This is a genomic window from Paenibacillus sp. 01T443, assembly GCF_056398325.1.
In genome coordinates, this window is sequence record NZ_JBFTPE010000036.1 from 1 (window position 1) to 23,276 (window position 23,276).

The 23,276-nt window shown below is 50.2% G+C and carries 22 protein-coding genes and 1 pseudogene; 8 read left to right on the forward strand and 15 right to left on the reverse strand.

The window, feature by feature from the left end; translation table 11 throughout:
• Positions 1-137 (forward strand): annotated as a pseudogene (locus AC1DLI_RS32210) (IS30 family transposase); the annotation flags it as partial.
• 65 nt (positions 138-202) lie between these two features.
• Here AC1DLI_RS32210 and AC1DLI_RS32215 read toward each other — a convergent pair.
• From AC1DLI_RS32215 to hemE, 6 genes are all read right to left on the reverse strand, one after another.
• Positions 203-1,069, reverse strand: coding sequence for a DUF92 domain-containing protein (locus AC1DLI_RS32215; RefSeq protein WP_477609449.1), 867 nt, complete (start codon positions 1,067-1,069; stop codon positions 203-205).
• Positions 1,070-1,131: 62 nt separating this feature from the next.
• Positions 1,132-1,857 (reverse strand): glycerophosphodiester phosphodiesterase, encoded by a 726-nt coding sequence (locus AC1DLI_RS32220; RefSeq protein ID WP_477609451.1) that lies wholly within the window; start codon positions 1,855-1,857, stop codon positions 1,132-1,134.
• 27 nt (positions 1,858-1,884) lie between these two features.
• On the reverse strand, positions 1,885-3,210 hold the full coding sequence (locus AC1DLI_RS32225) for a CapA family protein (RefSeq protein WP_477609453.1): 1,326 nt from the start codon (positions 3,208-3,210) through the stop codon (positions 1,885-1,887).
• 98 nt (positions 3,211-3,308) lie between these two features.
• A complete protein-coding gene (gene hemG / locus AC1DLI_RS32230; RefSeq protein ID WP_477609455.1) occupies positions 3,309-4,778 on the reverse strand; it encodes a protoporphyrinogen oxidase in 1,470 nt (489 codons plus the stop codon).
• 5 nt (positions 4,779-4,783) lie between these two features.
• Positions 4,784-5,737 carry a ferrochelatase gene (gene hemH, locus AC1DLI_RS32235; RefSeq protein WP_477609457.1) on the reverse strand — a complete coding sequence of 318 codons (954 nt, stop codon included), beginning with the start codon at positions 5,735-5,737 and terminating at the stop codon, positions 4,784-4,786.
• Positions 5,730-6,800, reverse strand: coding sequence for a uroporphyrinogen decarboxylase (gene hemE, locus AC1DLI_RS32240; protein ID WP_477609459.1), 1,071 nt, complete (start codon positions 6,798-6,800; stop codon positions 5,730-5,732). The genes hemH and hemE overlap by 8 nt, the downstream gene beginning before the upstream one ends.
• 370 nt (positions 6,801-7,170) lie before the next feature.
• Between hemE and AC1DLI_RS32245 the strand changes: the two genes are divergently transcribed.
• Positions 7,171-8,391 (forward strand): MFS transporter, encoded by a 1,221-nt coding sequence (locus AC1DLI_RS32245; RefSeq protein WP_477609524.1) that lies wholly within the window; start codon positions 7,171-7,173, stop codon positions 8,389-8,391.
• A 158-nt stretch (positions 8,392-8,549) separates the two neighbouring features.
• Here the strand turns inward: AC1DLI_RS32245 and AC1DLI_RS32250 are convergent, their stop codons facing one another.
• Positions 8,550-9,179 (reverse strand): O-methyltransferase, encoded by a 630-nt coding sequence (locus AC1DLI_RS32250; protein ID WP_477609461.1) that lies wholly within the window; start codon positions 9,177-9,179, stop codon positions 8,550-8,552.
• Positions 9,180-9,325: 146 nt separating this feature from the next.
• Between AC1DLI_RS32250 and AC1DLI_RS32255 the strand changes: the two genes are divergently transcribed.
• Both AC1DLI_RS32255 and AC1DLI_RS32260 read left to right on the forward strand, forming a co-directional pair.
• Entirely contained in the window at positions 9,326-10,471 is a 1,146-nt protein-coding gene (locus AC1DLI_RS32255) for a THUMP domain-containing class I SAM-dependent RNA methyltransferase (RefSeq protein WP_477609463.1), read from the forward strand.
• 23 nt (positions 10,472-10,494) lie between these two features.
• Positions 10,495-12,528: an LTA synthase family protein gene (locus tag AC1DLI_RS32260; RefSeq protein ID WP_477609465.1), complete on the forward strand. Its 2,034-nt coding sequence runs from the start codon at positions 10,495-10,497 to the stop codon at positions 12,526-12,528.
• A gap of 159 nt (positions 12,529-12,687) precedes the next feature.
• Here the strand turns inward: AC1DLI_RS32260 and AC1DLI_RS32265 are convergent, their stop codons facing one another.
• The 8 genes from AC1DLI_RS32265 to racE all read right to left on the reverse strand — a co-directional run bounded on the left by AC1DLI_RS32265 (position 12,688) and on the right by racE (position 17,955).
• On the reverse strand, positions 12,688-14,127 hold the full coding sequence (locus AC1DLI_RS32265) for a PDZ domain-containing protein (RefSeq protein WP_477609467.1): 1,440 nt from the start codon (positions 14,125-14,127) through the stop codon (positions 12,688-12,690).
• Positions 14,128-14,220: 93 nt separating this feature from the next.
• Positions 14,221-14,520 (reverse strand): hypothetical protein, encoded by a 300-nt coding sequence (locus AC1DLI_RS32270; protein ID WP_477609469.1) that lies wholly within the window; start codon positions 14,518-14,520, stop codon positions 14,221-14,223.
• Positions 14,483-15,097: a DUF3990 domain-containing protein gene (locus tag AC1DLI_RS32275; RefSeq protein WP_477609471.1), complete on the reverse strand. Its 615-nt coding sequence runs from the start codon at positions 15,095-15,097 to the stop codon at positions 14,483-14,485. Before AC1DLI_RS32275 ends, AC1DLI_RS32270 begins: the two co-directional genes overlap by 38 nt.
• A gap of 100 nt (positions 15,098-15,197) precedes the next feature.
• A complete protein-coding gene (locus AC1DLI_RS32280) occupies positions 15,198-15,425 on the reverse strand; it encodes a YuzB family protein (protein WP_477609473.1) in 228 nt (75 codons plus the stop codon).
• Positions 15,426-15,462: 37 nt separating this feature from the next.
• A complete protein-coding gene (locus AC1DLI_RS32285; RefSeq protein WP_477609475.1) occupies positions 15,463-15,765 on the reverse strand; it encodes an iron-sulfur cluster assembly accessory protein in 303 nt (100 codons plus the stop codon).
• A gap of 44 nt (positions 15,766-15,809) precedes the next feature.
• Positions 15,810-16,049 carry a hypothetical protein gene (locus AC1DLI_RS32290; protein WP_477609476.1) on the reverse strand — a complete coding sequence of 80 codons (240 nt, stop codon included), beginning with the start codon at positions 16,047-16,049 and terminating at the stop codon, positions 15,810-15,812.
• A gap of 89 nt (positions 16,050-16,138) precedes the next feature.
• Positions 16,139-17,023, reverse strand: a complete 885-nt coding sequence (locus AC1DLI_RS32295) for a M14 family metallopeptidase (RefSeq protein WP_477609478.1) — start codon at positions 17,021-17,023, stop codon at positions 16,139-16,141.
• A gap of 122 nt (positions 17,024-17,145) precedes the next feature.
• Complete coding sequence (gene racE, locus AC1DLI_RS32300; protein WP_477609480.1) at positions 17,146-17,955, reverse strand: glutamate racemase; 810 nt, start codon at positions 17,953-17,955, stop codon at positions 17,146-17,148.
• Positions 17,956-18,235: 280 nt separating this feature from the next.
• On the opposite strand from racE, the gene AC1DLI_RS32305 reads away from it, so the two are divergent.
• The 4 genes from AC1DLI_RS32305 to AC1DLI_RS32320 all read left to right on the forward strand — a co-directional run bounded on the left by AC1DLI_RS32305 (position 18,236) and on the right by AC1DLI_RS32320 (position 23,157).
• Positions 18,236-18,688, forward strand: coding sequence for a MarR family winged helix-turn-helix transcriptional regulator (locus AC1DLI_RS32305; RefSeq protein WP_477609482.1), 453 nt, complete (start codon positions 18,236-18,238; stop codon positions 18,686-18,688).
• A gap of 46 nt (positions 18,689-18,734) precedes the next feature.
• Complete coding sequence (locus AC1DLI_RS32310; RefSeq protein ID WP_477609484.1) at positions 18,735-20,375, forward strand: MDR family MFS transporter; 1,641 nt, start codon at positions 18,735-18,737, stop codon at positions 20,373-20,375.
• 179 nt (positions 20,376-20,554) lie between these two features.
• Positions 20,555-21,361, forward strand: coding sequence for an SDR family oxidoreductase (locus tag AC1DLI_RS32315; protein ID WP_477609486.1), 807 nt, complete (start codon positions 20,555-20,557; stop codon positions 21,359-21,361).
• Between the two features lie 50 nt (positions 21,362-21,411).
• On the forward strand, positions 21,412-23,157 hold the full coding sequence (locus tag AC1DLI_RS32320; RefSeq protein WP_477609488.1) for an alpha-glycosidase: 1,746 nt from the start codon (positions 21,412-21,414) through the stop codon (positions 23,155-23,157).
• Positions 23,158-23,276: the final 119 nt, after the last annotated feature.

Sequence of the window (23,276 nt, forward strand, 5' to 3'; positions counted from 1 at the left end):
AGGGTCATGACCTTGCAACGGTTTCTGACGAGGAACTGGCAGATGCCGTCCGCCTCATCAACCATCGCCCTCGTAAATGTCTGGGCTGGAAGTCTGCATCCGAATCCTTCATGGACGAACTGTCGCACTTAGCTTGACAATCCATCATAACAAAAAGACGGCTCAGGGTAATTGATCTCCCCTGAGCCGTCTTTATTGCCGGTCATAGCATCCACTGACCGATGGCCCACGCCAGCACGCCTGCGAACAACGACGACAGGAGATTCACCCTGTCGTTGTTCAGCCAGGCGAAGCCGCGCACTTTCACCGCCGCGCTGCCGCAATGCGCGGCGCGTTCGGTTTCGCTGCCGCACACCTGGCAGCGAAACATGGCCTGGCCGGTTGCGCCGAGCAGCGAGTCGGCGAAGGCACCGGCCAGGCCGGCGGCGGCCGCTGCGGCGATGTATGCCGCCGCCGCAGCTCCGCCGCCTGGCGTACCCGCAGCAGCCTCTGCTGGCTGCGGGGCCGCCAGCAGCAGCGCGGCAACGGCGCCGATGAACACGGCGCCTGCGAGCGCTGCTGCGCTGCCGAGCGGCGTGACTCCGCCGCTCGTGCCAGCCGTTACCGGCTTGCCGCTCGTTACCGATCGCGGCGCCGTCCTGCTAAGGGCACCGATCTCGGTGGCCCATGTATCCGCGTTAACGGCTGCCATGACGCCGATATACGCGAACAGCCACCCTTGATCCGGCCACAGCGCATTCGCGGCGCAGAGCATCAACCCTGCGCCTCCGTTTGCCCATACCTGGCCGGCATCGCGCCTGCCGGTCTTCTCATATTTTGCTTCAGCCGTTTCTTTGGCGTGATGCTTCCGCTTCCATTTGGACAGAAGACTCGATGAAACAAAAAAAGCGATCAACAATCCGAACCATACCGGTTCCCCCAGCGTAACGAAGCCTGTTCCCAACACGACCGCCGACCACGCGCCTGATGCAGACAACGAGCGTACGCTGTAAGCGGCGGCAGCTATCAGCCCGCTGCCGAGTAATCCGGCAAACAGCCGGAGCCACCAATCATCTATCCATCCCACCATGCAACGAGCAACCTCCTGCTTTTGCGTAACCGAATTGCAAAGCTTCTCTGCCCATCATCCTGCTAAACGCGCACCTCATGCCAACGTTCTGGGTAATTCGTGCAGATCATGAGCTCCGGATCGAGCCCGGCAATTTTCCGCATGGCACGCTTCTCGTTAATCGTCCAAGCCATGACTTGTATGCCGGCTTGCTTCATCAGCTCGACACGATCCTTGTTCAGCTTCGTGTAGCTGATGGACAGAAAATCTGCGCCAAGCTCTTTGAGCTCCTTCGGCAGAGTATTCCTCCAGCCGTCGATAATAAGGCCGGTGCGTATTTCGCCGCAGATACGTTTCATTCTGTACAGAGTGCCCTCATGAAAGGAGGTGATCACGACTTCCTTCACCGCATCATAAGCTTCTATGCATTCCAGAACCTTCTGCTCGATCATCGGATAACGGATTCCGTCCGTTTTCAGCTCAATATTGAGCTTGCAGCGGCCGACCGCCTCTTTAAGCACCTGCGCTAACGTTGGAACAGGCTCGCCCTGATACTTTTGCGAAAACCAATTGCCCGCATCCAGAGCCGTGATCTGGGCAGCAGACAAGCTTTTCACATCGCCTTTTCCATTTGTAGTTCTGCGCAGCGTATAATCATGTATGACAACCGGCACATGGTCTTTCGATAGATGAACGTCAATTTCGATCCATTCCACGTTAGGATCATCAAGAGCTAGCCGTATTGCTGCCATCGTATTTTCCGGCGCGCGGCTGGACCAGCCTCGGTGCGCTACGCACGGATTATTCATGAAGCGATCATCCTTTCAGCAGGTTCATTATTCAGGCTTGAGTGCGCCGTCTTCACCCAGCTGTACGCCGAAAGAAATCGAGCTTAGGCGGTCAAGAACCGCTTTTGCCTTTTCCCCCTCTAAGGGAGTAGGCTGTGCGTTGACGGTAAACATAGGATGAAATGTCATCTCGCAATCTCCGCTTTTTGAGCAAACGGCATCCAGAACGCCTGTCTCGCCTGCCGTTTCCTTCGGATACGAGCTAAAAATAAAGTTTCCTAAACTGTATGCGATCCATTTGCCTTTATACATTTCGAAGCCTTGCAGCACATGCGGATGGCTCCCGATGACTAGATCCGCGCCTGCATCAATATATTGTTTGCCAAAATCCTTCTGATACGGCTCGGGCTGATCTACCCTTTCCTTGCCCCAGTGCACCATAACAACGACGATATCCGCTTCTTTCTTCGCTTTTGCAATAGCTTCCAGCGCGCGGCGCGTATCGTAGCTTTCAGCTACGCCTGCAACGTTCTTGTCCGCCTTCCACGAGGAGAACGGAACGACTCGGCTTAGTCCTACGTAAGCGACCTTAATGCCGCGAACCTCTTTGATCACTGGCGCAAAAGCCTCCGTATCGTTATTGCCCGCACCCATATGGGCTATGCCTGCTTCATCCAAATATTTCATCGTGTCGAGCATGCCTTCAACACCTTGATCGAGTGCATGGTTATTAGCCAAGCTCATGATATCAAAACCGGCATCACGCATTGCGGGCAAAACTTCCGGCGAGCCTTTGAACACATAAGGAGTTCCTTCTACCGGAACTCCCCTGGTCGTAACCGGAAATTCCAAATTTCCCGCGGTAAGATCCGGCTCGCTTAAATAGAGCATCGAGGGCTGATACAGAAACGGATAACCTTCCTGATCCGTTATCGCGCTCACATAATCAGCGACCAGCAAATCGCCGACGAAAGAAAGGCTTATTTTGTCCCCATTGCCGCTTACCTCGCCAGGCTCAGTTACCACGCCGTCTTCTTCTGAAGCAGGGAGCGTGGATTCATTGCCGTTGCTGTTACCTGATGCGTCACCGGGCGTATTCAAATCCTCCTCAGTCTCGGAGAGATTTCCAGTCGCATCTGTCTCACCTGTTTCACCTGAATCATCAGGCTTYATCACTTGTTCTTGATTATTATTATCGCCTTTTGAGAAGCTAAACACATCTTTCAATTTATCTGAATTCGCTGCAGCAAGCCATGCGCCAAGCACAACAATAATGACGCCTAGCAGCGTAAAATTAATGATAATAAGCTTGCGAAGCCGCTTTTGACGCTTCAGCTTGTCCTGCTGATGCGATTCGGAACGAGAAATTTGCATGAAAGTTGGCTCCTCTATAATCGATTTAAAAGTCTTCTATTGTTAGACTCTTCCATTATAGCAATGAACCGCGGTCAAGAGGAAAACAAATATTGCATTTAGTCTTTGAAAATAGCCTGCGCCGCTTCCTTACCCTGTCTTATACAATCCGGCAGACCGACACCGTCGAATGCCGCACCCGTTATCCAGACGCCCGGCAGCTCCCGTTCAAAACGATCCCTCAGCTGCTTCATATTCGTAACATGCCCCACGGGATATTGCGGCATCGAGCGAGGCAATCTCGTTATTTCAACGAACGCCGGTTCCGCTTTAATCCCCATGGTTTCTTCGATATCGCGCCGTACAGCTTTGATCAGCTCGGCATCAGGAAGCTTCACGCTTTCCTCATCGCCTGAACGGCCGACATAGCAGCGTAGCAGCACCTTATCGCTCGGACTCGTATGCAGCCATTTATTCGATGTCCATGTGCAGGCTGTAATATGGAGCCCTTCTGAGCGTGGCACAACGAATCCCGACCCGTCAAAATCAATCCCAAATGTCGCTTTATCAAACGCCAACACGACATTCGCTACCGATACATAATTGATTGCGCGCAGCTCACTGCAATCCGTTAAGGGCTCCAGAAGTTCTGCCGCATTATAAGCAGGGGCGGTCATCACGATCCGGTCAGCCTGCAGTATCTCTCCGCTATCAAGCATGATTTCGTACCTTGCTTGAGCTTCTGCTGATAAATCATCGCTATTTTCACGGGGAGATCGATCCGTATTGCGTTTAATCTCGACGACCTTCGTCCCAAGGCGTCTCTCTGCCTTGCTCAGTGCTCGATCAAGCGCATTTACAAGCGTAGACAAGCCGCCCTTAAACGTTAAAAAGGTGCCTCCCTTAGCAACGGCTGGCAAAGCGCCTGCTGCTGCGCTCGCCTTGCGGTTATGCATCATGCCGCGAATCAGGCTTCCATGCTTACGTTCCGATGCCGCGAACTGCGGAAAGGTTGCCTGCAGGCTAAGCTTCTTTAAATCGCCGGCATATATGCCGGCGAGCAGCGGTTCAGCGATGCGGCGCATTACCTGATTGCCCACGCGCCGCTCTAGAAAACCGCCAAGCGATTCATCCGTTTGTTCCTTGCGAACCGGCAGCACTAAATCCATTAATGCGCGCAGCTTTCCTCCCCAAGACAATAAACCGGTTTTCACGAATGGCGCAATCTCTGTCGGTATGCCCAGAACAAGTCCCGCCGGCATCGGAAACAGCTTGCGTTGATGTAATATATAAGTTTTTTTCGCTCCCGGATTCGTTGTCGTCAGCTCGTCTTCCAGACCAAGCTCCGTTGCCAAATCAATGATGGCCAGCTTGCGCGCCAAAAAAGAATCCGGCCCTTTCTCGATGACGAAGCCGTCACGCTGCAGCGTATTTATTTTTCCGCCAAAGACAGGAGCACTGTCTACGATTGTAATTTCAAGCTCCTTGCCCCGACGCTCCGCTTCCCGCTGCAAATAAAAAGCGGAGCTCAGTCCGCTGATCCCTCCGCCAATAATGACAATTCGATCAGGGTTTCCGATTCTCCGCATCTCATTCATTCCTTCCCTTGGCCGTCCAAGGCCTCAATGACCGATTCTGCCAACGTCTCCATATATAGTGGATCGCGATTCAGCATCGCGATACGATCCAAATTCATATCCAGCTGTTTTGCCGCAGCCTGCGCCTCGATATCAAGGTCATACAAAACTTCCAAATGATCCGACACAAAGCCAACCGGCGCAACCAGCACAGCTTTAACGCCATCTTCTGCAAGCACGGGCAAGGTTTCCAAAATGTCCGGACCGAGCCAAGGCTCCCTTGTTCGGCCCGCGCTTTGCCATGTAAATTGCCAATCCTTCACATTCGCTGCTTTAGCAACCGCAGCTGAGGTTTCAAGAAGCTGCTGCTCGTACGGATCGCCCATTTCCCGAATCTTAACGGGCAGGCTATGCGCGCTGAATAACACCTTCACATTTTCCTCATCGTTCGAAGCGGCAGCTAACCGGGCTAGACCGTCTACCACGCGGTCTGTTAGGGCCTGAAGCAGCTTAGGATGCATATGATACTGCTTCACGAAAGTCATCTCTATGCCAAGCTCATTCGCCTTTTCTTCCGCACGCTTAATGTAACTTCCGACGCTCATGGTTGAATAATGCGGCGCCAGCACGATTCCAACCGCTTCCGTAATGCCGTCCTTTGCCATCTGCTCAACACCGTCTTCGATATACGGCTTTGCATGCTTCAAGCCCTGATAGCAGCTGAATTTGCCGGGTGCCAGCTGCTCCAGCTTATCCTGCAAACCGGCTACCTGTCCGTTTGTATTTTCCCGAAGTGGAAACACGCCGCCCACAATGGCTTCGTACCGGCCCTTCAGCTCGGCGAGCAGCTCAGGCGTTGGCGCATTCCCGCGTCTGATATGCGTGTAATAGGTTTCTACGTCATCCATAGATTCCGGCGTGCCATAGGACATAACAAGTACACCGATCTGCTTCGCTTTATGTTCAGACATGACTTGCCTCCTTCTGGCTGCGCGCTGCAATGGCTTTCTTCGAATACGAATGTACAAATGCAGTCAGTTCAGCAAGCTTCTCAAGCGATGCTTCAGGGAATAGGCCATGACCCAGATTGAAAATAAAACCAGGCTCTTCGATTCCGCTGTCTATAATTTCTTTCGCATACGATTCAATGACATTTATCGGCGCAGTTAGAATCGTAGGATCCAAATTGCCCTGCACGGCGTATCCGTTATCCAGTCTTCTTCTTCCTTCCGCAATCGATACGCGCCAATCAAGACCGATCACATCAGCCTTTACTTGGTGCAATTCGGGAAGCAGCTCTCCTGAGCTCACGCCTGGAAAATAAATCTTCGGCTGCGGCAAATCCGAAAGCTCCTCGAAAATGCGTTCAATCGTCGGCAATACGAATTGCCGGAAATCCGCCGGCGTCAATGCGCCGACCCAGCTGTCGAACAGCTGAAAGGCTTTACCGCCCGCCGCAATATGCGCGCGCAAATAAGTAATGACCATATCGCCAAGCTTACGCATCAGCTCATGCCAAAGCTTCGGCTCGCTGTACATCATTTCCTTTGTACGCAAATAGTTTTTTGAAGGTCTTCCTTCTATTAAATAGCTAGCAATCGTAAACGGTGCACCCGCGAATGTTATCAGTGGAACCTCAAGCTCCCGATCAAGTATCCGAATCGTCTCAATAACATGGCTGAGATCCCCTTCAACGTCAATGGGTGTAAGCCGTTCAATGTCAGCCGCCGAGCGAATCGGATTCGCTATGACTGGTCCAATGTTCGCGACAATATCAAAGTCTATTCCGATTGAAGCTACCGGGTTCATAATATCAGAATAAAGAATAGCTGCATCGACGCCTAGCTTTCGAATGGGCATCATCGTAACTTCAGCTGCAAGCTCCGGCTGTTTGCATATTTCAAGCAATGAATATTTTTCTTTTATTTTGCGATAGTCAGGATCGTATCTTCCTGCTTGACGCATGTACCATACAGGTATTTGATCAACATGTTCCTTCTGGCATGCCCGTATGAAACGGTCGTTATAAGGCATTCCCGTTCCCCATTTCTATATAATTTCCTATGCTTCCATTATGCCCTTTTTCGGCAAACCTAACAACCGCCGTCACCAAGGTTCCTATGACAATAGTATGACAATCAGCCTTTGGCTGCATGAAGGATGAATGAAAAAAAGATGACTTCATTACTATGAGCTTAACGCTCCGCTCACAAAGTCATCTTCAAACGCTTATTCCTTGTTAATCGTTTTATTCTACTACAATTAAGCGAAAATGTTCAGAGAACTTTCTGCCTTTTACAGATTCGTTAATGAAAAGTAAGAGAAATGATCATGGCTCAAGCACTCATGTTATTACAGTTTAAGCTAGAGGCAATCAATTGATCGGATATGTTATAATTTGCTTATGGAACAATGGAAGAAAAATTTGATCGTGTTGTGGTTCGGACAGTTTCTCGTTATGGCTGGAATGACGATGATCATTCCGTTCTTGTCACTCTATCTGCAATTTGATTTGGGTTTGACCGATAAGCATGAAATCGGTGTATGGGCAGGCATTATTTTTGCCGGAAACTTCGTGACGTCATTTATTTTCCAACCGATATGGGGCAAGATGGCGGATCGCTACGGTCGCAAAATGATGCTGCTTCGCTCAGGCTTCGGAATGTCGATCGTAATGGTGCTGATGGGCTTTGCCACGAATCCCTGGCATTTGCTGCTCCTTCGAATGGTTAACGGAACGATCTCCGGGTTCAACCCTGCTTCGATCGCTTTGATTTCAGCTACAACGCCAAAAGATCGAATGGGCTTCGCAATGGGAACGATTCAGTCCGGCGGGATTGCCGGAACGATACTCGGGCCCTTTATCGGCGGCTTACTGGCGGATACCATCGGTTTCCGACCGATCTTTTATTTGACAGGGGCTTTGTTGTTCGCCGCTTCCCTGCTTGCCTTATTTGTCGTTAAAGAACCGTTTGACCGCATGAAGGCTGCTGCACGCGTGCAAGCATCCGTCATCGAAGGCTTTCGAAAGCTAAGCGGAATTCCTCAGCTTACCGCGTTATTCGCCGTAACCTTCCTGATCCAATTCGCAATGATGAGCCCGATGACGCTTATCCCGCTTTATGTTCAGGAGCTGCACGGCACAACGACTAACCTAGCCTTTTTCGCCGGCTTTGTCGGCTCCGTAACAGGACTATCCAATCTTGTCGCCTCGCCGCTCCTCGGAAAGCTTAGCGACCGAATCGGCGCAGAACGTGTACTTGGGGTAGCGCTTATCGGAGCCTCGCTGGCCTTTATACCGCAGGCTTTAGCAGGGACGGTATGGCAGCTGCTCATCGCTCGCTTTATACTAGGTATTTTCCTCGGGGGGCTTATTCCAGCCGTAAACTCCCTTATTCGAAAATACACACCGGACGGTATGGAGAGCCGTTCCTACAGCTTCAACACCAGTACGATGAGTCTGGGCAACATGATCGGCCCGATAACGGGCGGCGCCCTCTCCGGCTGGATCGGCCTTCAAGGCTTGTTCTTTCTATCCGCGGTCATGCTTATGATCAATGCGGGCTGGGTTTGGCAGTCACTGCTGCGCAAGCGGCAGCACCCGCAGCATAGCAAGAACGGCTGATGACGTTTGATAGCCGGAATCAAATAACGTGCAGGAGATGAATTCCCCTGCACGTTATTTTTTTGCTATGCTTGTGACGTCGGGTTGTCAGCGCATGTGCGGCTAATAACACAATGAGCCCGCTCAGCAATCCCCGAGCAGGCTCATCATATTTCGGGTTATTTTACGATAGCGATTGCCAGTCCGTCATAACCGGGCAGTACCGTGCTTTGCAAACGCTCGTCTGAAGCAATCGTTTCATTGAAGGACCGCACCGCTTGAACGGACGGGCCCGCTTTGGCAGGATTGGTTGTTCTGCCCCGCAGCAGAATGTTATCTCCTACGATAACCGCTCCCGGACTAGCGAGCGCTATCGCGTAATCCAGATAAACCGGATACCCTTCTTTGTCCGCATCGATGAAAAAGAAATCAAATTTCCGCCCCGCTGATAACAGCTCTGCCAAGCTTTGCTTCGCATCGCCAACCATATATTCTACTTTCTCTCCTAAACCGGCAGCTTCCATATGCTTCTTCGCTAAGTCCGCATAGTTTTGCAGCAGCTCGAGCGATGTTAGCTTGCCGCCTTCCTTCAGCCCGCGTGCTAAGCAAATTCCGCTGTACCCGCCTAGCGCACCTATCTCTACGATACTCTGTGCTTTCGTAAGCGATACGAGCATGGTAAGCAGCCTGCCATAACCATCCGCAACCGAAATATCCGGCATTCCGTTCGCGGCTATGCCCGCTTTTACACGTTCAAGATCGGAATCCAATCCATAAAGGGAATCCACATATTGCTCATTTAGTAACATGATTCTTTTCTCTCCAATTTTACAATTTGTAAAAACAAGCTAGTTTGTCCTATACTTGATTGTATGTTTTTGTTTACGGGGTTACAAGCATAGGCTTTTGAAGCAGCACCTATAAACGCATAGAATGAATGAAAAGAGAGTGTAAAATGGAAAAGTTACAGCTAATTGCAACCGCGCCGATGGGGCTTGAAGCGGTTGTCGCACGCGAGCTGAAGGATTTAGGCTATACCGACCTGCAGGTGGAAAACGGACGAGTTAATTTCACAGGCGGGCCTATCGATATTTGCCGCACCAATCTTTGGCTTCGCACCGCAGGCCGAATTTTAATTAAAATGGGAGAATTTCCGGCTACGACCTTTGATGAGCTGTTCGAGGGCACGAAAGCGCTCGATTGGCCGACTTGGATACCGAATGACGGTGAGTTCCCTGTGAACGGCCGCTCGCAAAAATCACAGCTGACGAGCGTGCCTGCCTGTCAGAGTATCGTAAAGAAAGCAGTCGTCGATAAAATGTCGGAGCGTTACGGCACCGAGTGGTTTCCCGAGGATGGCGGACGCTATGTCATTGAGGTCACACTCATGAACGACCGCGCCATGCTCACCCTTGACACGACAGGCGACGGCTTGCATAAACGCGGATACCGCAAGGTAGCTACCGAAGCGCCAATTCGTGAAACACTCGCCGCTGCCCTCGTACAGCTTAGCCGCTGGCGTCCCGAACGGCCACTTTATGATCCTTTTTGCGGCTCAGGCACGATTCTAATCGAAGCAGCGATGATTGGATGGAATATCGCGCCCGGACTTCGCCGCAGCTTTAACAGCGAGGGCTGGCCGCTTATCCCCAATGAGCTGTGGGATGAAGCGCGCGATGAAGCGTTTGATTTGGTGAAAGACGATATTCCGCTCCAAATCGCCGGTTCCGATATTGACCCTGGAGCCATCGAAATCGCGGAGGCTGCCATTAAGAAGGCTGGCTTCGGCAAAGAAATCAAGCTTTCAGTCCAGCCTGTCGCCAAAGTAAAGCTGCAAGGCGACTACGGTGTAATTATTACGAATCCGCCATACGGGGAACGTCTGGGTGATGACGAGCAAGCCGAGGCAGCCATGCGTCAGTTTGGCTTGACTGCGCTGCATTATCCAACTTGGTCATATTTCTCGATTAGCCCATCCACTAGCATTGAGCATTATTTCGGCCGTAACGCCGACAAGAAGCGCAAGCTTTTCAATGGACGTATCGAATGTAATTATTTGCAATTTTTCGGGCCACTTCCTCCCCGCGGAAATCGCGTGTAACAATAGAGGAGGATATTTTACAAATGTTATGGAATGATCAAAAACCGGCGCGCCGCGGCATGAGCATGCTTCTGATTGGGCTTGAACGACTCAAGGTCGTTGACCTGCTGTTGTTTGTTGCTGCGATGCTGGCCAAGCTCTATTTATTCTCGGAGATTCTTCATGTTGCAAACATGAAAATGACCCGTACGGATGCGATCATCGAACTGGGAGCCATTCTGTTATTTAGCTTTTGGACGATTTGGCTGCCCGCGCGCGGCCGAATCCTATCGCTAATTATGTTAAATGTGATTGCATCCCTTGTTTTATATGCTGATATAATTTACTACCGCTACTTCCAAGATTTAATCTCGATCCCGGTATTGCTGCAATTCAGTCAAGTAGACTCCTTAGGGGAAAGCATCGGCACACTGCTTCGCGCAAAGGACTTTATGTTGTTCCTGGATTGGATTGTTATTATTCCGTTCGCAATCTACGCTTTGTGGCGTGGACGAAGCGACCTTCGCCGCGCGAACGAATTTCGCCGGAAGTCTCCCGTTTGGCAAAAAGCGGTCATTCGCGTCGTGCTCAGCACCGTTGTTTTCGGAATCGGAACATCGCTGGTGTTTACGAATGTGAATGAAGCTAAGCGCACGTGGGGACAAGGTATTTTTGTAGGTAACTGGTGGAACCTTTCGATTTACAACGTAACGGGCGGATTAGGCTTCCATGGCTATGATATTTACCGCTACGTGAAACAGAACTGGCTTGACGCGGAGACGGTTACAGCCGCGCAATCCTCGGAAGCGCAAAATTGGATTGAATCACGCGGTGATGTGCGCGGAACTCTCGAGCAGGATCAGCTGTTTGGCGCCTATGCAGGCAGTAATGTTTTGATGGTGCAGCTCGAAGCCTTTCAAAACTTTATGATCCATAAATCAATCGGCGGTCAAGAGATTACGCCTCATTTGAATGATCTGATCGAGCAGAGCGCTTATTTCAGCCAGTTCTATCATCAGACTGCTCAGGGAAGAACTTCGGATGCCGACTTTACGGCAAACTGTTCCATGCAGCCCGTCTCCAACGGTTCCGTGTTCATCCAATATGCACCGAACGAGTTCGACTGCATGTCCAGCACCTTAAAGGCAAACGATTATGGAACAACCGTCTTTCACGCCTATGAAGGCGGTTTTTGGAACCGGAATACGATGTACAACAATATGCAGTATGACCAGTTTTATAGCCTAAAGCATTTTACCCTGGATGAAAAAATCGGCTGGGCGCTTGGAGACAAGTCATTCTTCAGGCAGTCTCTTGATGTCATATCCGACCAAAAGCAGCCTTTCTATTCGTTTCTCATCACCCTGTCGAGCCATTACCCTTTCACGATGCCGGCCAGGGAGAAAAGCCTTAGCTTAGGCGAGCTGGATGGTACGATCATGGGCGACTACCTCCAAGCCATTCATTATGTGGATGCCGCTCTCGGCGAGCTGGTTGATCGCATGAAAGCAGAAGGCCTATGGGATAACACCATTCTAGTCATGTACGGTGATCACGACAATTCGATTAAAGACTGGTCTCTGTTAGAAACATTCCTTGGCAAGCCATTGAGTGAAGTTGAACGCCAAATGATGCTCAGGCAGGTGCCTTTGCTCGTACATTTGCCGAGAAATGAGCATGCCGGAACCTATACCGAAGTTGGCGGACAGCTCGATGTGACGCCAACGATTATGCATCTTCTCGGGATATCAACAGCCAATCAGTACTTGATTGGAACGCCGCTGCTCACCGAAAAGCCGCTTGATGACAAAAAGGTCGTGCTCCGAAACGGAGCCTTCACAGACGGGACCGTTTATTATATCCCGTCTACCGATGGCATTGTTGATAACGGAGCCTGCTGGAGCATCTCAGGGAATGCGGTTACGGATATGAATGCCTGCATCAGTGCCATTGAAGATTCACGGACTGAGCTTAACATGTCCGACCAAATCGTAATGAACAATCTCATTGAAAACTTCAAGGAGCAATCGGCTACTGAGGCACGCGGCGGAAGTAATATGGAAACCGCAGCCCGCTAGCAGCCCCAGAGCAAAACCAGCTCCCTTGCTTCAACTAACCAAAAAAAGCTCTCTAGCCTATGGCCTAGAGAGCTTTTTTTTGCATCAAATGACGATTCGTCCCTGCCTCCAGTCAAAAGGATTGCAGCTAGAAGAGCTATATTGTGCAAGGTTCGAATACTACTTCTTATGCTGTTCCAGCCAGGCCAGCACCTCGTCAATCGTCTCAACCGGAACGATGTTCAACTGCGGCGCGCCGCTTCGAGCTTCTGCCTCTAGTGCAGCCGGCACAAAAAACACGTCAGCATCCGTACGGCTAATCGCATAAGCCTTTTGCTTGATGCCTCCGATAAGGCCAATGGATCCGTCCGCTTCGATCGTACCCGTTCCCGCAACCTGATTGCCATGGGTAATACCCCCAGGTGTCAGCTGGTCAATGATAGCAAGCGTCAGCATTGCACCGTGCGAAGGACCGCCGATATGCGCCATAAATCGCTTATAATCCAAATCCCTTGGAATATCAAGTATCAGCTCCGTTTGTACGGAGATGCCGAATACCGGTCGCTCCGGGGTGTCGTCAGAAGCCTCCGTTGCAACCGTCGTCTGCGTCACCTTCCCAGCTCTCCTCAGGGTAACTGCAACAGATGCCCCGGGCTTTACCGACTTCTCCATATAGGCGGTCATCTCACTAATCGTATGAACAGCTTGTCCATCCAGCTTGTCGATAATATCTCCTGCCTGCAGCAGCCCATCGGCCGGACTATCCTCCACAACCGCCACAACCCTTACACCGTCTGCTGTGATGCCGCTCCCAATTCCGGCCTTCTTCATCGCCACCGCCGCAGCCAAGCTGTTAGCATCTGTCTTCATGAGGACGACCTGCGCATACGTTTCGGTGAGCGGCGGCTCATCTTCCGGAAGCTTCTCGAAGCTGTACATCGGCAGCAAGCTTGCATACAGCCAATCTGCGGGCACTGCGGGCCTGTCAAATACAAGCACGCCGTTAATAGTCCCGCCATGCTGACCGCCCTCCACATGCGCGTAACGGTTCATATTCAGCGTCATTCCGGGATATGTTACCTGATAGCCTGTAGGAAAAAGCAAAGCGACGAGCAGCATGATTGTTACCAATAAAACAATGGCTCCTCGCCTTGGCAGCCAATGCGGGATAAGCGAGCTCTTTCCAGCATATGAATACCCCTCTTCTGCACCTTTCAGCCTCGCCAACCGCTTACGCTCTATCCCCTCGCTTAAAAGCAGATCCGCATATACCAAAGGAACCGCAGCTCCAATAATAAGCAGCAGCTGAAAAAGCTTCTCCGGTTCTAGCAGCACATAACCCGCTCCCACGATACTCAGTCCGGCAACCACTAGTCGCAGCAGCTGCATGACGATTGCAAAACCAAACCTTTTTCGCTGCTGCCATATGCCGAGCGAAGCACCCGCTGCCCAGCTAAGGGGTACGATTGCGAGAAAATAAAACAACCAATCAATCATTTCAATCCACTGCATACCGCTGCCCGTCTTTAGCGGCGCTGGCAGCCAAATAAGCTCTGACGCAACTAAGCAAGCAAACGCTATTGCTATACCAAAAATATAATAGACGGCCGGCTTCCGCATTTTTTTCTTCCTCCTATGATTCCTAAGCCTATGTCTCGTATATGCCTCGGCCTCCAAACAAACAAAAGACCCGACGAGCAGGGTCGCGGGGTCTTACTTCGTTTGCAAATATTGGCGTTCCTCCGATTCGATGCCACGATCCCTCAGTTCGCCCTTCTCTATGCCTTGAATGCGCTCCAGCCATTGCGACGGAGGATGATTCATGCGGCGCGCGCGATCGAGCAGCTGCGCGTATTGACCGCAATTGTCGTAGCCTCCCAGCCTGCGTACGACCTCGATATATTCCACCACCAATGCTCTCGCATCCGCTGCGGTATAACCGTATTCGCTGGCCAGCGCTTCCACAATCCCGCGCTCATACAAGCTTAACCTGATCTGTGTTTTCACCTTCATGATACATCCACCTGCTTCCCGTATAAATATGGTAGCCTACAAGCTTTAAATGCGCTTCCCATCGTTCGGAGCAAAACACGACTTGATTGCCCAGCCGAAGTGAATCCAGTTTCCTGCCTTTACGCGATACCGTAATTTGTTCATAAAACCAATGCTCATCTTTCTTTAATTGTACTGCTTTATGTACGATTTTTCCAGTGTCATTGTCCGCCATCGGTCCAATTATAATGTCCGGATGTGTTTCACAGGGGTCGTCCCCCTTGACGGCTGCTTTGCGATGAGCATAAATAAAAGATGCCCACGCAGGCGAATCGGAAAGGAATAACAGCGGCTCTACCCGATCGGGCACAGAAGTAAGTTCGACGACAAGCACGCATGGTCTTCCTCCGTCCCATGACTCCTTCGCTGCCTTATGCGACCATTTCCGCGCTTGTGCGATTGAAATCGTTGTATAGAAACCTTCACCAAAGTCTTTCCCCGGACGCCAATATGGCGAATTTAACAGCTTTCTCCCAAATGATTGTACCGTATCGCTGGTTGTTCCATGATATAACAGCTGCGGCGTCGTTATGTCCACCCTCTTGCTCCTTCCCCGTTGCTATTCTAATGATAAATGGCTTGCAGCTATACAAAAACCCCGCGAAATAAAAGCGCTCGCAGGGTCTTTGTTGTCTGTGTCATTTCTTCTTTATATAAGGAAGGACCTTCTGAATGGCCTCATCCTCAGTTACCGCTTTAATGTAACGGCCATTAACAAAAATAAATGCGTAACGGGCGCAGGGCCCGCAGTAGGATTTGCAGCCCACGCGAATTTCCGCGTCAGGCACTAGCTTTTGCAGCTTGGGCACAATCGATTTCATCGTCATGTGCTTGCATTTGTCACAAACGCGTATGTCGTTAGCCATGATTCATCTTCCTATTTCAACCGGATACGTATGAATCCTAATGATCGCCGTGGTTGCCCTTGGTTGGATTCGTTACGGCAAAACCTTCTTCAGGCACGTAGAAATAATCGATGCGCACGCCGTCTAGGAAAGCATTGTCTTTCTCTAAAATAACGTCGATGCCTTTATCTGTCGATACTACAACATCTTTGTCTGTCGGCTCATCGATTCCCATGCCGTAATGTGCATGGTCTCCATGTGAATGCGTCACGTAGATGCGTAGCATTTTCCCTTCGTTCTCAGGCTTGTCCAGTTCAACTTGCAATACCTTTGCGGCGTTTTTGGAAATTCTGCAGTTCATTAAATATCCAGCTCCTCTTATCGTTAGCCATGCGGCATTATTTATTATTTTATATTATACTTGGTCTCCATTCTACGGGCAAACCATTCTGCAAGCAGCATCGTAACCGCGATATCGTCAACCGGTAAGAAAGGCAGCGGAAGCACGTCAGGCAGTACCCAATAGAGAAAAACGGGCACGGAAAAAATCAGCTTGTCCAGCAATGACACATTCTTTGATCGAAGCAGCTGAAAAATACGGACAAATGTCAGGCGCCAGTGGCGCAGCGACAGCAATTTGCGCATCAGAAATCCCACCTTTGCCGAGCTTTTCCGATTATTATAGCATATGCGCGCGCCATTTGCCTCCTGCAGCAATAAACGGCCGAAGGCCGCTAAAGACGAAGCATCTCTAGCAGCAGCGGCTGCAGCTCCATATAAATATTGTCAAAATTGCTCATCGGCAATGGATTTTCACCGAATCCTGCCTCTACGGTAAAACCAGGCCTGCGAAACCGTTGGATATACCAGTCCTTGTAGCCCGCGTCGCTGCCCGTCAGCTTCACTGCCTCGTATCCGCTAGCCCTCGCAAGCCTCTTGGCAAGCTGTTCTGCTTCCGCAGGCTCGTAATCGCGATAATTCCAATAGATTTCCCTTCCCTGCGTATGAAGCGCCATGACGGTATGAAAGCCAAGCGTTTCCGTAAAACGAGCCATAGCCATCGCCTCCGGCTCACTGAGCGGATAGGGTCCGGGATAATCGCGCGGGCCAGGTCCTTCCACGCCTCTGCGCTTGCACTCCTCTTCCCAAAACGCGGGAAATTGATCATTCAAATCGACGCCGCGAATATTTGCTTTCCAGCTGCTGAACTTATCGGAGCCTCCGTTCCATTCCGTAAGCTGCCGATGATAGGGATGCGATGCCGATAGCCCCTGCTGAGCAAGCTCTACCCCGTCAGGATTAACCATCGGTACGGTCCATAAGGTTACGTCTCTGCATAGATCATGCGCGTGCTGGCCGCCGATCTGCTCGCCGCTGCAATAGGCTGCCGATAAATCCGCAACAAAGCGCATCAACAAAGCAGATGTAATCCATTCATTCGCGTGAAAGGCGCCATTCATATGAACAAGACGCGGGCCGCTGCCGCAGCGAAGCGCCAACAGGGGCTTGCCCATCACGCTCTCTCCAATGACATGTGCCGACAGAAAAGGGTATCTGCCCGATAGCTGTCTGACGCCCTCCAGCAAATCGGGATAACCGTAGCTTTGTACGGAGTACATGACAATCGCCTCCCGCTGCATCGATGTGTTCCCTTCATGTTATGCGCGCTTTGACCTGTCCTATGAAGCTAACGGCAAAAAGAAGCCGAGCCGCGGCAGGCTCAGCTTCTTCTGGTTATAAATTAAACGATATTCGGTACTTGCCATACAACAGGCGTCAGCTCGATTTGCTTGCCCAGCCACTGCTGCGTAATCTTTTTGAACATTTGCGGATCCCCGCTGCAAAAAAACTGGTGCACTGGCACTGCTCCTTCGGGCGAGAGCTTACCGTTCTTATACAAAATGTCACGGATTTCGCGTGCCGTCTCGTCTGCCGAGCTGATAAGAGTGACACGCTGCCCCATTACCTCAGAAATCGTTTCCGCTAAAAAAGGATAATGCGTGCAGCCGAGTATAAGCGTATCCATCTGGTAGCCTCGTAGATGGCCGATCGAGCTTCGCACCGTCTCATAGGTTTCTATGGAGCGGAAGTTCCCTTTCTCCACCAGCGGGACAAACCGCGGACAGGCTTCACTGATGACTTCTACATTTGGCGACAACTCTCTTAAAGCCTGTTCATAGGCTCCGCTCTTGATGGTGCCTTCCGTGCCGATAACGCCTACACAACCCGTGACGGTCAGGCCGATTGCAGCTCTTGCTCCCGGTTTAATGACTCCGACTACGGGTATTGCAACTCTGGAGCGGATATCTTCAAGTCCTGCGGCCGTGGCCGTATTGCATGCTATAACAATCATTTTCGGATTAAACTGTATTAAATAATCGACAATTTCTCTTGTAAAACGGATGATCTCTTCTGAAGACCGCGGTCCATAAGGCGTTCGGTCCGTGTCTCCAAAGTACAGAATTTTTTCTCGCGGCAGTTGGCGCATGACTTCCTTGGCAACGGTGAGGCCGCCAACGCCTGAATCTAGTATCGCAATCGGTTGCTGCACAAACACACCGCTTTCTTAAACAAAATATAATAAATCAAGACAAAATAGCATATGAATACAGGCACAAAAACGTACCTGCATCTTATCGCGAAATCGGACAAGGTTCAACGAGGCGGCATCACAAAAAACAGCATCCGAATGCGGTTTAAACGAGTAAACCAAGCTCCCAAAAGACGGGCTCCTGCCTTCACCATTTTCTATTTGACAACTTAAATGTATATAACTTAATATTTAAATTCCTTAAATATTTATTACTGAAGAGATAAAGAGGTGAAACAACATGCATCCCCCGTCAGACGAGGCTTCTGAGCTCATCGTAGAACGATTCCACAAAGCAATGATAACAACCCATCGCAGAATCGGATCCCTTATTTCACAGAATCTGGATAATGACTTGACTGCTCCCCAATGCTTTATTTTGAGCATTATTTCAAACGAACAGAACATTACCGTATCCCGCTTAGCCGACAAAATGGAAGTAAAGCCGAGCGCCATTACCGTTATGCTTGACCGGCTTGTGAACAACGGCTATGCCGAACGCATCCATGATTCCAAAGACAGGCGCGTCGTTCTCGTGCAGTGCACGGACAAGGGCAGTGAGGCGCTGCTGCGCATAAAAGGCGATATTCAAGCTTTGCTGAAACATCATTTGCGGGATATGGAAAAAACGGAGATGCTTCAATTCGTGCAAACATTCGAGAAAATTGCAGCTGAGCTTTCGAAGGACGATTAACAGCCGCGTAACGATTGACAACTAAAGGAACGGGAGATATTTACAAATGGAAAACTCAAAACTAGAAGTAGCTCCGCTTGCTTCAGCAGATTCCGGAAATAAACGCGGCTTACTGATCATCGGCTTGCTTATTGCCATGCTGTTCGCGGCGCTGGACGGAACCATCGTCGGTACGGCGATGCCGACGATCATTAGAGAAATGGGCGGCCTGGAGCTGATGGCCTGGCTCACCACCGCCTATATGCTTACTTCTACCACAATTGTGCCTATTGCCGGTAAACTCGCAGATTTATTAGGTCGCAAGCTTGTTTACGTCAGCGGAATTATTATTTTCATTATCGGTTCAGCTCTTTGCGGCGTAGCCGGCAACATTGAGCAGCTTATTATTTTCCGAGCAATTCAAGGTCTTGGCGGCGGTATTATGATGCCTATGGCCATGATCATCATCGGTGATTTGTTTACAGGCAAGCAGCGTGCCAAATGGCAGGGCGTTTTCGCAGCGGTGTTCGGTCTATCCTCCGTGCTTGGACCGCAGGTCGGCGGCTGGATCGTAGACGCATGGAACTGGCGATGGGTATTTTACATCAACTTGCCTGTCGGTATCCTTGCAGCCATATTAATTGCAATTTCACTTAGCGGCAAAAAAGCGGAAGGCCGCGTCAAATTCGACTGGCCCGGTATTTTCACCATGGTTGTCGGCGTTGTCAGCTTATTGCTCGGCTTATCGCTCGGCGGCAGCGAATTCGACTGGCTGTCTTGGCAAATCATTGGCTTATTCGTATTATCCGTCCTCTCGCTCACTTGGTTCGTACGCATCGAGTCAACGACGGAAGAGCCTATTTTGCCGGTTAAGCTGTTCAAAGACAGAACCTTCACGATGATAAATGGAATCGGGTTCTTCATGAGCCTCGGCATGTTCGGCGCCATTATGTTCGTGCCACTCTTTATGCAATGGATCGTGGGCATTTCGGCATCTGAATCCGGAACAGTCATGATGCCTATGATGATTTCGATGATGATTTTCAGCGTAATCGGCGGCCAAGTCGTTTACAAAATCGGCGTTCGCTTGCAGCTCGCCATCGGTATGGTCATCGTTGCGGCCGCATTCTTCCTGCTTACTACGCTGGATGCATCCACAGCTAAGCTTATTGCATCCTCGTTTATGGTTGTGCTTGGCATCGGGATCGGTCTCGTTATGCCGCTGCTCACGCTGGTCCTGCAAGAATCGTATCCGAAGTCGCAGCTCGGGGTAGTAACTTCTTCCAGCACATTCTTCCGCCAAATCGGCGGTACATTCGGTATGACCTTGCTAGGCGCAGTAATGAATATGCAGTCGAGCAGCCACTTGAAGGAAAGCCTTGTCCCGCTGCTTGGACAGCTGCCGGAGGAAGCGAAGCAATTCGCTGACCAAACCTCGGCAACCGTCGCTTCGAATCCGCAGGCGATTTACTCGACGCTGCTTGATCCGCAGGTGCTAGCTCAATTTCCGAAGGAGCTAACCGACAAAATGGTGCCGGTCGTAAAATCGACGCTTATCGATTCGCTGCATACCGTATTTTGGGTGGGCCTTGCCTTTATCCTAATCGGAACGGTGCTTACGCTTCTGTTGAAAAACGTGAAGCTCATTCAACCCACGAAGGAAAAAAAGACTTCCGGAAGCTCGGAGACGCAATTGCATCATATTTAAATTCTGCTTTATTTAATCTCATCTTTTATCATCAGGACCGCGAAAGGCTGCTTAAAGCAGCATCGCGGTCCTTTTCTTTTGCCTGCGCGCAGGCTGTTTAGTTAGCGTCGTTTCGGGTACATACAAGTAGAAAGCAAGTGATACCACGCAGGACAAACATCAAAAAGGAGGACGATTGGATGACAGAAAAGAAAAATCAAAATGGACGTTTGCATGGGAAAATAGCGCTGATTACAGGTGCGGGATCCGGAATCGGCAAAGCAGCTGCTCTGAAATTCGCAAAGGAAGGCGCTGATTTGGTCCTCCTGGATGTGAAGGAACAAGCCATGGAGGATGTTTGCCGCCAAGTACATAAGTATCAAGTTGAATGCTTATCGATCGAGACGGATATTTCCAATGAAATCCAACTTGCGAATGCATTCCGTAAGGTAAGAGATCACTTCGGACGACTTGATATCCTATATGCCAATGCCGGCATTAACGGCGTATTGACGCCGATTGAGCTGATGGAATACGACGATTGGAACACAACGCTTCAGGTCAATTTGAGCGGCACCTTCCTAACCGTGAAACATGCAATCCCATTATTGAAGGACAATGGCGGCAGCATTCTCATTACCAGCTCCATTAACGGTAACCGTGTTTTCTCCAATATAGGCTTCAGCGCTTACAGCAGCACAAAGGCTGGACAGGTCGCTTTTGCCAAAATGGCGGCGCTTGAGCTTGCTCAGTACAAAATCCGCGTGAACGTCATTTGCCCCGGCGCGATCGAAACAAATATCGAGGAAAACACCGAGCGAACGCCGGAGCTGGATCGGGTAACGATCCCCGTAGAATACCCTGAGGGGGATCATCCGCTTGAAGACGGGCCCGGAAGCGCCTCACAAGTGGCCAATCTGGCTTTGTTTCTTGCTTCCGAAGATTCTAGTCACATTTCGGGAACAACCGTATACATCGACGGTGCGGAATCCTTGCTGCGCGGATAAAGCCAGCACTTTTAAATTGCAATATCCAAAATAAAAAGGAGCGGGAGCCCATGTTCAAAGAATGCATGCATCACTCATCCGATTTAAAATGGGCCTATGCCTATGATTGCAATACCTTTCATCTCAGGCTCCGCACCAAAAGAGATGACGTCGAGGAAGCCGTTGCAGTAACCGGAGACAAATACGACTGGGAAAAACATTCGCTTGATATCCAAATGGAAAAAATCGCGGCAGATTCCTTATTTGATTACTGGGAGGCTGTCATTAAGCCGGAGTTTCATCGTTTCTCTTACGGATTTCGCGTACGCAGCGGGGATGAAACCTTGTGGCTGATCGAAAATGGTATCTTTGATAAGCAGCCAACCCCAGCGGGCGGCTACTTTGAAGTCCCTTTTATCCATGCCGTCGATTTGTTTGACGCGCCTGAATGGGCAAAGTCCGCTATCTTCTATCAGATTATGCCTGATCGCTTCGCTAATGGAGACCCAAACAACGATCCGGAAGGCATTCGTCCTTGGGGCGAAACGCCAGGCGGTGAAGACCATTTCGGCGGCGATCTGCAAGGGATCATCGATAAGCTGCAGCATTTAACCGATTTGGGCATCAATGCGATTTATTTGACGCCGCTCTTCACGGCACCGTCCAACCACAAATACGACACGATCGATTACAAGCAAATCGATCCGCAGTTCGGTGATGCCGAGCTTCTTAAGAAACTGGTAAAGGCATGCCACGAGCTAGACATTCGTGTTGTTCTGGACGCTGTCTTTAATCATACAAGCGAGCAATTCCCACCCTTCCAGGATGTCCTTCAAAACGGAGAAAACTCCAAGTACAAAGATTGGTTCCATCTGAATGGCTTCCCTGTCGAAGTCAAAGATGGCGCTGCAAATTATGCTACCTTCGGCTTTTACGGCAATATGCCTAAACTGAACACCGCGAATCCTGAGGTAAAGCAATACTTGCTCGATATTGCGGTATTTTGGATGAAAGAAGCCGACATTGACGGCTGGCGGCTCGATGTCGCTAATGAAATCGATCACGCGTTTTGGCGCGAGTTCCGCACGGCGGTCAAAAGCGAAAAATCCGATGCCTTTATTATCGGCGAGGTATGGGGCAATTCCTTAAACTGGCTGCATGGGGATGAATTTGATTCGGCCATGAATTATCCGTTCACGAATCAGGTAACCGAATTTTTCACTTCCTCCGAAAGCGTTGGTTCGATTTTCGCCGATCAAATTAATCGTCTGCTCATGCGTTATCCGCAGCAAACCAATGAGGCCTTATTCAATCTCCTATCCAGCCATGACATCCCGCGTGCGGCAACAAGGTTTGGCGGCAGCAAAGAACGTCTCAAGCTTGCCATTGTATTCATGCTAACCTCGATGGGTATTCCCTGCATTTATTACGGGGATGAGATCGGCATCGACGGCGGCGATGATCCGGACTGCCGCAAATGCATGGAATGGGATACCGAAAAGCAGGACCGTGAGCTGTTTGATTTTTATCAGCTTTTAATCACCCTTCGCAAAGAGCATACCGTGCTCCGTGACGGAAGATTCCGATTCCTGCATGCAGATAACGAGAGGGGTACGCTTCTCTTCGAACGATTGAATGGCAAGCAGCATTTTACCATTTGGATGAACAACACAGAGGAAACGGTAACACTTAAACATCCGATGAACGCTGACGATTGGCGCGATGCCTTAACGAATGATGAGGTCATAACCATCGATGATCAGCTTCAAATTGAGCTTGCCCCGCTTGACTTCAGAATTTTATATCGGAACATTTAAATGCATAAGGGCTCTTATCTTGTCATATTGACAAGGTATGAGCCCTTTCTTCGATTTGCTCCCAAGCGTAAAAACCTTCGTGAGATCTCCGCCTTTTTTTCAACCAACAGTTTCAAACT

Bases quoted from the DNA above. Each gene is read 5' to 3' on its own strand.
- AC1DLI_RS32215 (WP_477609449.1), bottom strand. From the start codon at position 1,069: ATGGTGGGATGGATAGATGATTGGTGGCTCCGGCTGTTTGCCGGATTA.
- AC1DLI_RS32220 (WP_477609451.1), bottom strand. From the start codon at position 1,857: ATGAATAATCCGTGCGTAGCGCACCGAGGCTGGTCCAGCCGCGCGCCG.
- hemG (WP_477609455.1), bottom strand. From the start codon at position 4,778: ATGCGGAGAATCGGAAACCCTGATCGAATTGTCATTATTGGCGGAGGG.
- hemH (WP_477609457.1), bottom strand. From the start codon at position 5,737: ATGTCTGAACATAAAGCGAAGCAGATCGGTGTACTTGTTATGTCCTAT.
- hemE (WP_477609459.1), bottom strand. From the start codon at position 6,800: ATGCCTTATAACGACCGTTTCATACGGGCATGCCAGAAGGAACATGTT.
- AC1DLI_RS32245 (WP_477609524.1), top strand. From the start codon at position 7,171: ATGGAACAATGGAAGAAAAATTTGATCGTGTTGTGGTTCGGACAGTTT.
- AC1DLI_RS32250 (WP_477609461.1), bottom strand. From the start codon at position 9,179: ATGTTACTAAATGAGCAATATGTGGATTCCCTTTATGGATTGGATTCC.
- AC1DLI_RS32255 (WP_477609463.1), top strand. From the start codon at position 9,326: ATGGAAAAGTTACAGCTAATTGCAACCGCGCCGATGGGGCTTGAAGCG.
- AC1DLI_RS32260 (WP_477609465.1), top strand. From the start codon at position 10,495: ATGTTATGGAATGATCAAAAACCGGCGCGCCGCGGCATGAGCATGCTT.
- AC1DLI_RS32265 (WP_477609467.1), bottom strand. From the start codon at position 14,127: ATGCGGAAGCCGGCCGTCTATTATATTTTTGGTATAGCAATAGCGTTT.
- AC1DLI_RS32270 (WP_477609469.1), bottom strand. From the start codon at position 14,520: ATGAAGGTGAAAACACAGATCAGGTTAAGCTTGTATGAGCGCGGGATT.
- AC1DLI_RS32280 (WP_477609473.1), bottom strand. From the start codon at position 15,425: ATGGCTAACGACATACGCGTTTGTGACAAATGCAAGCACATGACGATG.
- AC1DLI_RS32285 (WP_477609475.1), bottom strand. From the start codon at position 15,765: ATGAACTGCAGAATTTCCAAAAACGCCGCAAAGGTATTGCAAGTTGAA.
- AC1DLI_RS32290 (WP_477609476.1), bottom strand. From the start codon at position 16,049: ATGCGCAAATTGCTGTCGCTGCGCCACTGGCGCCTGACATTTGTCCGT.
- AC1DLI_RS32295 (WP_477609478.1), bottom strand. From the start codon at position 17,023: ATGTACTCCGTACAAAGCTACGGTTATCCCGATTTGCTGGAGGGCGTC.
- AC1DLI_RS32305 (WP_477609482.1), top strand. From the start codon at position 18,236: ATGCATCCCCCGTCAGACGAGGCTTCTGAGCTCATCGTAGAACGATTC.
- AC1DLI_RS32310 (WP_477609484.1), top strand. From the start codon at position 18,735: ATGGAAAACTCAAAACTAGAAGTAGCTCCGCTTGCTTCAGCAGATTCC.
- AC1DLI_RS32315 (WP_477609486.1), top strand. From the start codon at position 20,555: ATGACAGAAAAGAAAAATCAAAATGGACGTTTGCATGGGAAAATAGCG.
- AC1DLI_RS32320 (WP_477609488.1), top strand. From the start codon at position 21,412: ATGTTCAAAGAATGCATGCATCACTCATCCGATTTAAAATGGGCCTAT.